The following is a 6,264-nucleotide window of genomic DNA, read 5'->3' as shown; positions in this document are numbered from 1 at the left end:
CCATTCGGCCGCCTCCTCAAACTGGCCGAGCCGGACACGCGCCATGGCGCATGTCCGGCTCGGCCAGTTTGAGGAGGCGGCCGAATGGGCGCTGAAGGCGGCGGCGCGGCCCAACGCCCACGCCATCATACTGGCGATCGCCGCGCACTGCCTGGCGCTGGCCGGACGGCTCGACGAGGCGCGCGGCTTCGCCGCCGCCATCCGCAAGACAAGGCCGGACTATTGCGCCGACGATTTCATCGGCACCTTTCGCTTCGAACCGGATGCCGTAGCGCTGTTCCGGCAGGGCGCCAGCCGCATCGGGCTCAACTGAAGCCCGGGATCGCCATCTTGGGGATCGCGTGGGAATTTCGCCTCAAATCCGCCAGGTTAACGAAGTCGGAAGGAGTTGTTTAACCGTTAGCTTCTATGTCACGGCCCGGGGGGCCGACAAAGTGAGTATGATGAGCAACAGCCCCGACAAGCGCAATGAATGGCGCGCCATATTTTACGTGCAGGCTCGCGTTGCCATCCTGTTTGTCCCGGTGGTTGCCAGCCTGCTTATCATAGCGGCGCTTGCCGGAAACGAACGCAAGTCGGTTCCCAGCATGATCGACCCGACCGTCACCGGCTCCGTGCGGTAGGCGCTATCGGTCGGCGTTAGCCCTCTCGGGGAGAGCGCCTTCTGAAGAAAAAAGAAGGTCGAGGGAAAGGCCCTCCCGATCAACGAGGGAAGGCGCCATGCGCTTTTCCTGGGAAACCACTTCACACTTTCCCGGACTTGCTCCAGGAGAGCGTGCTTTCCGGCAGCATTCGCTTGAGCACGTCGTCCTTGCGGATGAAATGATGCCATAGCGCCGCGGCCGCGTGCACTCCGGCGAGGATGAGGATCGAATTGGCGCACAGGCTGTGCAGTTCCCTGATGAACCGGGCCGTGTCGCGGTCGGGCGATACCGGGGCCGGGATGGTGAAGAGGCCGAAGAAGCTCAAGGCGTCGCCCCTATACCAAGTCAGCAGGATGCCGAGAGCCGGAATGGTCACCAGCAGCGCATAGAGCAGCAGATGCGCGATCTTGGCCGCCCATCGTTCAAGGTCCGACATTTCCGTCGGCAGCCCTGGCGTTCCCAGTATCAGGCGCAGGCCGACGCGGATGACGACCAGCGCAAACAACAGCAGCCCGAACGAAATATGGAACCACCAGACGAGCGCGCTGCCGGGATCGCCGCGCGGAAAAAGTTCTTCCACATAGGTCAAGCCATAAAGGCCGATGACCAGCAGAAACACCGCCCAGTGAATGGCTTTTTGCGCGCTTGTATAGGTGGGGTGCATGCGAGCCTTCCAGTTTTGAATGTTTCTAAACTAGCCGCGATCATGTCAAAGCTTTGTCGGGCTCGGATGATCGTGAGCTGGCAGGACACTGGAACGGGTAGGCTGTCAGTTTGCGGACAGTCGGGCATCGAGCGCGTAATGCTGGACAAAGAAAAACCCGGGCGAACCGGGCTCTTCTTCGGCGTCTCCAGGGCGCTCAAACAAAGCGCGGGATCGGACCGTTCTGCGGGGTCACATCGTCGCCGAGGTCGACAAACACCTCGTCGACATAGCACCATGCCCAGCCTTCGGGCGGATCGTAGCCCTCGATGATCGGATGCTTGATGGCGTGGAAATGCTTGGTGGCGTGGCGGTTGGGCGAGTCGTCGCAGCAGCCGACATGGCCGCAGGTACGACACAGCCGCAGATGCACCCATTGCGACCCGCTCTTCAGGCATTCCTCGCAGCCGAGCGCGCTCGGCGTGACCTTCCTGATGTCGCGCGTATGTCTGCATTCATCCATCATGGTCTCCCGGCCATTCGAAATGTGTCGGCGTTGCCGCGCGCGAGGTAGGCATGCAGAGCCGCGACCACCTGGGCGCCTTCGCCGACAGCCGCCGCGACCCGTTTGACCGAACCGGCGCGGACATCGCCTATGGCGAACACGCCGCTGCGGCTCGTCTCCATCTGCGCCGATCCTATGTCCGATCCGGTGCGCACGAAACCCCTGGCGTCCAGCGCGACATCGCAGTTGGCCAGCCAATCGGTGTTCGGATCGGCGCCGATGAAGAGGAAGAGATGGCGGATCGGGCGCGTCGTTTCCGCGCCGCTGGCGCGGTTGCGCCAGCGCACCGTGGCAAGATTGCCCTCTTCGCCGTCCAGCGCCTCGATTTCGGTCCCGGTCAGCACCTCGATGTTCGGCTGCGCCCGGATGCGCTCGACCAGGTAGCGCGACATGCTGGCATCGAGGCTGCCGCCGCGCGCCAGCAGCGCCACCTTCCGCGCATGACTGGCCAAGTAGACAGCCGCTTGCCCGGCCGAATTGCCGGCGCCGACCAGCGCCACTTCCTGGCCCGCGCAAAGCCGGCCTTCGATGGGCGACGCCCAATAGTGCACGGACGTCCCCTCGAACCGCGCCAGATCGGCGATGTCGAGGCGACGATAACGCGCGCCGCTGGCGATCACCACGCTGCGCGTGCGCACGGTCTCGCCGTCACCGACATCGAGCAGATAGCGGGCGCCTGAAGTGTCGGTGGCCGCGCTCAAAAGCTTCGCCTCGTCCGGGATGACCATTTCAACGCCGAACTTCTGCGCCTGGTTGTAGGCGCGCGCCATCAGCGCCATGCCGGTGATGCCGGTCGGGAAACCGAGATAGTTCTCGATGCGCGAGGAGGCGCCGGCCTGTCCGCCGAAGGCACGGCAATCGAGCACGATCGTCGACAGCCCTTCGGATGCCGCATAGACCGCCGCCGCCAGCCCTGCCGGGCCGGCGCCGACGATGGCCACGTCATACACCGTATCGGCATCGATCGGGCGCAACAGGCCGACGCAGCGGGCGAGGTCCTTTTCGCCGGGGTTCATCAGCAGCCTGCCGTTTGGACAGAGCACGATCGGCAGGTGGTGCGGATCGACCTCGAAGCGTTCGACCAGGGTTTTGGCGCAGGGATCGCTGTCGGAATCGAGCACGCGGTGCGGCTGGCCGCTGCGCGCCAGAAAACCCTGCAGCCGCAACACGTCGGCATTGTCCTGGGGTCCGATGATGATCGGCCCGCTGGTGGCGCTCTCCAAGAGCCCGACGCGGCGCAGGATCAGCGCCCGCATGATGCGCTCGCCGAGATTGGCCTCCTGCACCATCAGGTCGCGCAGTCGTTGCGAGGCGATGACGAACGCCTCCACCGGCTCGGCGGCCTGCGCATTCACCAGCGAGGGACGGGCCGAAAGCTGCGCCAGCTCACCGACAAAGCTGCCCGGGCCGTGCGTGACGATCGTCTCGCGCCGGCCGAGCCCGCCGTCCTGGGTGATGTCCACGCTACCCGACAGCACGACGATCAGGCCGGGCGCCACATCGCCGGCTTCGATGATGTGCTCGCCGGCTGCATAGGCGCTGGCCTCGCCGAACCGGCGCATGCGGTCGATGTCCACCTCGGCCAGCGTGGGGAACGCCTGGTCGCGGCGGGCACCGAAGATCGGGTTGGTGGATTGAGCCATGGTTTTGAGCGTAGCGAAGCGGCCGCGGAGTTTGAAGCGGTTTGTGAGGGGACTGGCCGGAAGGGGAGGTTGGCTGAAAAGAAAAAGCCCGGACGAACCGGGCTTTTTTCTCTAAGTTTCTGAACCGTCAAGTGGTTCGAAACGGGAATTTGGTGCCCAGAAGAGGACTCGAACCTCCACTCCTTGCGGAACACGGACCTGAACCGTGCGCGTCTACCAATTCCGCCATCTGGGCTGGTGCGGGCTCATGTAAGCGGGCAAGCGATTGCTGTCAACGCGCTTTTTTCGCAGGTGCTCCGTTCGCCGGCTCAGTCGTCCAGCACTTCCTTGGAAGCGACGGTGGAATCGGCGTTGAGCTGGTAGATGACCGGCACGCCGGTGCCGAGTTCCAGCTTGACGATCTCCTCGCCCGACTTGCCGTCGAGCGCCATGATCAGCGCGCGCAGGGAGTTGCCGTGCGCGGCGACCAGCACGGTGCCGCCGCGCAGCACATGCGGCTGCAAATCGTGCAGGTAATAGGGCCAGACGCGGGCGCCGGTGTCCTTCAGGCTCTCGCCGGCAGGCGGCGGCACGTCGTAGGAGCGGCGCCAGACATGCACCTGCTCCTCGCCCCATTTCTTGCGGGCGTCGTCCTTGTTGAGGCCGGAGAGGTCGCCATAGTCGCGCTCGTTGAGCGCCTGGTCGCGGATGGTCTTCAGGTCGCCCTGGCCGACCGCGTCGAGGATGTGCTGGCATGTCTTTTGCGCCCGGATCAGCGCGGAGGTGAAGGCGATGTCGAATTTCAGGCCGCGCGCCTTGAGCTTTTGCCCGGCGGCCTTGGCCTCGGCGTGGCCCTGTTCGGTCAGGTCGACGTCGCGCCAGCCGGTGAACAGGTTCTTCAAATTCCATTCGCTCTGGCCGTGGCGCACGAGCACGAGGGTTCGCGACATGTTTGCTCCTTCAGGTTTATGGATCAGGCCGGCTCAGCTGAGGCCGAGCACGTCCCGCATCGAATACAGTCCCGGCTTCTTGCCGCGCGCCCAAAGCGCCGCCTTGACGGCGCCGCGGGCGAAGATGGCGCGGTCCTCGGCGTGGTGCGACAGGGTGATGCGCTCGCCGGTGCCGGCCAGCATCACGCTGTGGTCGCCGACGACAGAGCCCCCGCGCAACGTGGCAAAGCCGATCGAGCCCGTCTTGCGCACCCCGGTGTGGCCGTCGCGGACGCGCACGTCGTTGCCTGAGAGCTCGATACCACGCCCGGCGGCGGCGGCTTCACCCAGCAGCAGCGCCGTGCCCGAAGGCGCGTCGACCTTGTGCTTGTGGTGCATTTCGAGGATCTCGATGTCGAAATCGTCGGCATCGAGCGCGCGCGCCGCCTGCTCGACCAGCACCGCCAGAAGATTGACGCCGAGGCTCATATTGCCCGATTTGACGATCGTCGCATGGCGCGCCGCCGCCGCGATCCTGGCATTGTCATCGGTCGAACAGCCGGTAGTGCCTATGACATGGACGATGCGCGCCTGCGCCGCGTAGCCGGCGAATTCGACCGTCGAAGCAGGCGTGGTGAAATCGAGCACACCGTCGGCCTTGGCGAACACCGGCAGCGGATCGTCGCTGATCGGCACGTTGATGATGCCGATGCCGGCCAGCTCGCCGGCATCCTTGCCCAGATGCGGCGAATCCGCCCGCTCGACCGCGCCGATGACCCGCGCGCCTGATATAGAGTGGATGGCACGGATCAGCGTCTGGCCCATGCGGCCGGCGGCGCCCACCACCACCAGGCCCATATCATTTGCCGGTCCGTCGGTTGCGGGCGTGGCGCTCATGTCGTGCTCCCGGCGATGCTCTGCGTGTCGATGCCTTGTGACAGGCGTTGCGCCGAAGTCCGGATCGGCGCGCTGTCGTCGACAAGCCCCAGACCCTTGACGCCCTGGATGCGGTGGAAGCGGGCATAGACGCTGTGCGGATCGGCCATCAGCGAGGCGTGCGTGCCTTCCTCGACCAGCCGGCCCTGTTCCATGACGATGATGTGGTCGGCATTGACCACCGTCGACAGCCGGTGCGCGATGACGATGGTGGTGCGGCCTTCCATGACCTTTGTCAGCGCCTGCTGGACGCGAGCCTCGGCCTCGTTGTCGAGCGCCGATGTCGCTTCGTCGAGCAAAAGGATCGGTGCCTGCCGCACGATGGCCCGCGCGATCGAGACGCGCTGGCGCTGGCCGCCGGACAGCGTCACGCCGTTCTCGCCGACCGGCGTGTCGTAGCCCTGCGGCTGCTGGCGAATGAAGTCGTCGGCCGCGGCTTGGCCCGCGGCCTGTTCGATCTCGGCATCGGTGGCGCTCAGCCGGCCGTAGCGGATGTTGTCGCGGATGGTGCCTTCGAACAGATAGGGCTGCTGCGAGACATAGGCGATGGAACCGCGCAGCGACTGTTTGGTGACCTTCGAGATGTCCTGGCCGTCGATCTCGATCGATCCCGCCTCGACATCGTAGAAGCGCTGCAGCAGCGCCACCAATGTCGTCTTGCCGGCGCCCGAAGCGCCGACGATTGCCGTCACCTTGCCGGCCGCGGCGACGAAACTCAGATCCTGCAGCACCGGAGCCTCCTCGACATAGCGGAAGGAGACGTTGTTGAAACGCACTTCGCCGGAGGTGAATTTCGCCTCGGCGGCGCCTTGGGCGTCGCTCTGCTGCGGCTCGATGTCGAGAAGCTCGTAGATCATGCGCGCATTCACAAGCGCGCGTTCCATGCCGACCTGCATGCGCGCCAGACGGCGGGCCGGATCATAGG

7 protein-coding genes, 1 tRNA gene and 1 pseudogene are annotated in these 6,264 nt (G+C 65.3%); 2 read left to right on the top strand and 7 right to left on the bottom strand.

Annotated elements, in window-relative coordinates; all coding sequences use genetic code 11:
- Positions 1-313: pseudogene (locus ENZ74_RS17825) on the top strand (hypothetical protein); the annotation flags it as partial.
- A gap of 127 nt (positions 314-440) precedes the next feature.
- Complete coding sequence (locus ENZ74_RS17820; RefSeq protein WP_013528612.1) at positions 441-623, top strand: hypothetical protein; 183 nt, start codon at positions 441-443, stop codon at positions 621-623.
- A gap of 121 nt (positions 624-744) precedes the next feature.
- Here the strand turns inward: ENZ74_RS17820 and ENZ74_RS17815 are convergent, their stop codons facing one another.
- From ENZ74_RS17815 to ENZ74_RS17785, 7 genes are all read right to left on the bottom strand, one after another.
- Positions 745-1,308 carry a cytochrome b gene (locus ENZ74_RS17815; protein ID WP_063169663.1) on the bottom strand — a complete coding sequence of 188 codons (564 nt, stop codon included), beginning with the start codon at positions 1,306-1,308 and terminating at the stop codon, positions 745-747.
- Between the two features lie 196 nt (positions 1,309-1,504).
- On the bottom strand, positions 1,505-1,813 hold the full coding sequence (locus ENZ74_RS17810) for a UBP-type zinc finger domain-containing protein (protein WP_063169662.1): 309 nt from the start codon (positions 1,811-1,813) through the stop codon (positions 1,505-1,507).
- A complete protein-coding gene (locus tag ENZ74_RS17805; protein ID WP_063169661.1) occupies positions 1,810-3,495 on the bottom strand; it encodes an FAD-dependent oxidoreductase in 1,686 nt (561 codons plus the stop codon). Before ENZ74_RS17805 ends, ENZ74_RS17810 begins: the two co-directional genes overlap by 4 nt.
- A 150-nt stretch (positions 3,496-3,645) precedes the next feature.
- A tRNA-Leu gene (locus ENZ74_RS17800) sits at positions 3,646-3,730 on the bottom strand.
- A 73-nt stretch (positions 3,731-3,803) separates the two neighbouring features.
- Positions 3,804-4,424: a 2,3-bisphosphoglycerate-dependent phosphoglycerate mutase gene (locus ENZ74_RS17795; protein WP_013528615.1), complete on the bottom strand. Its 621-nt coding sequence runs from the start codon at positions 4,422-4,424 to the stop codon at positions 3,804-3,806.
- A gap of 33 nt (positions 4,425-4,457) precedes the next feature.
- A complete protein-coding gene (gene dapB / locus ENZ74_RS17790) occupies positions 4,458-5,300 on the bottom strand; it encodes a 4-hydroxy-tetrahydrodipicolinate reductase (protein ID WP_013528616.1) in 843 nt (280 codons plus the stop codon).
- Positions 5,297-6,264 (bottom strand): ABC transporter ATP-binding protein (locus ENZ74_RS17785; protein WP_164761067.1); only part of this gene is annotated, 968 nt, incomplete at its 5' end. The genes ENZ74_RS17785 and dapB, both read right to left, overlap by 4 nt.

The organism is Mesorhizobium sp. M7A.F.Ca.CA.002.15.2.1, assembly GCF_003998715.1.
Classification (GTDB): Bacteria; Pseudomonadota; Alphaproteobacteria; order Rhizobiales; family Rhizobiaceae; genus Mesorhizobium; species Mesorhizobium ciceri.
This window is presented reverse-complemented; position numbering and strand designations above follow the sequence as displayed.